Annotated in this window: 2 protein-coding genes; both read left to right on the top strand. The window is 66.8% G+C overall.

Going from position 1 to position 1,694, the window contains the following annotated elements; translation table 11 throughout:
- A partial coding sequence (locus JV551A3_RS14320) for a sigma-54-dependent Fis family transcriptional regulator (RefSeq protein ID WP_167494826.1) occupies positions 1-605 on the top strand: 605 nt, incomplete at its 5' end.
- Between the two features lies 1 nt (position 606).
- Positions 607-1,694: ABC transporter ATP-binding protein (locus JV551A3_RS14325; RefSeq protein WP_133978836.1), on the top strand; the 1,088-nt coding region annotated here is incomplete at its 3' end.

Consider the following 1,694-nt stretch of genomic DNA (forward strand, 5'->3'; position numbering starts at 1 on the left):
TCGATGAAATCGGCGACATGCCGCTGGCCTTGCAGGCGCGTCTGTTGCGGGTATTGCAGGAGCGCCGCGTAGCGCCATTGGGCGCAGGCGACGAACAAGACATCGACGTGGCGTTGATCTGCGCCACCCACCGCGACCTCAAGCGCCTCGTGCACGAACAACACTTCCGCGAAGACTTGTACTACCGGGTCAACGGCGTGTCGCTGCGCTTGCCGGCACTGCGCGAGCGCGACGACCTGGACGCAATCATCCAGGGGTTGCTGGACAAGTCCGATGCCCGGGGCGTGACCTTGGACCCGGCCCTGACTGCGCTGCTCGAAGGCTTCGACTGGCCGGGCAACATCCGCCAGCTGGAAATGGTGGTACGCACCGCACTGGCCATGCGCGAGGACGGCGAGCAGGTACTGACCCTCGACCACCTCACCGACTGCCTGCTGGACGAATTGGCCAACGGCACGGCACCTTCCGGCAGCCTCAAGGACAACGAGCTGGAGCTGATCCGTGGCGCCTTGGCGCGCCATCAGGGCAACGTGTCCGCAGCGGCCGAGGCGCTGGGTATCAGCCGGGCGACGCTGTACCGCAAGCTCAAGCAGTTGCGCGGCTGACGTGGGCGGCCTGTTCGCCCGGCTGGTGGAAACCAGCGACCCCGTGCTCATGCGCCAGGCGCTGGCCTGGCTGTATGGTTTCGTGCGCCCCCATCGACGCGCCATCGGCCTGTTGCTCGGTTTGTCGCTGGGCGCCTCGTTGCTGGCCCTGGCGCAACCCTGGCTGGTCAAGACGCTGATCGACGAGGGGCTGCTGGCCAAGAATTACCAGACCCTCTGGCACATGGCGGCGACCATGATCGGCGCAGGCCTGCTGGGCACGGTGCTGGCCGGGGTCAACCGCTACCTGCACACGCGCTTGTCGGGGCGCATCCTGTTTGCCCTGCGCGACGACCTTTACCGCCACCTGCAGCAGCTGTCGCCGACGTTCTACGGGCGGCGGCGCATCGGCGACATCCTTTCGCGCCTGGATGGCGATGTGGCGGAAATCCAGCGCTTTGCCGTGGATTCGCTGTTTTCGGCGGTGTCGGCAGTGATCGGCTTGGTGGGAGCGGTGGTGTTGATGCTGATGCTGTCGTGGCAACTGTCGCTGCTGCTGGCGCTGCTGGTGCCCCTCGAAGTGCTGTGGCTGCGCTGGATGCGGCGCAAGGTGGAGCGCGAAGTACGCAACCTGCGCGAACGCTCGGCGGATGTGTCGTCGTTCCTGGTCGAAACCCTGCCGGCGATGAAGTTCATCCAGGCCGCCGGCCAGCAAGGGCGCGAGGCGGGGCGCCTGGACCAGTTGGGCCAGGGCTACATGCGCCAGCTGCTCAAGGTGCAGGTGACCGAATTTTTCACCCAGGCCATCCCCGGCACGCTGACCTCCTGGTGCCGCGCCTGCGCGTTCCTGGTCGGCGGCTGGTGGGTGATTCAGGGTACCTGGCAGTTGGGTGCGCTGATCGCCTTTTCCACCTATATGGGCATGGCGGTAGGGCCGGTGCAGAGCATGTTGGGCCTGTACGTGGCGGTGCAGCGCATGGCGGTGAGCCTGGGGCGGGTGATGGAGCTGAAGACGGAGGCCGTGGCCGTGCGCCCGGCAGCCGACCCGCAGCCGATGCCCGACGGCCCGGGTGAATTGCGCCTGGAGGGGGTGAGCTTTGCCCATGAAGG

The organism is Pseudomonas inefficax, assembly GCF_900277125.1.
Taxonomy (GTDB): domain Bacteria; phylum Pseudomonadota; class Gammaproteobacteria; order Pseudomonadales; family Pseudomonadaceae; genus Aquipseudomonas; species Aquipseudomonas inefficax.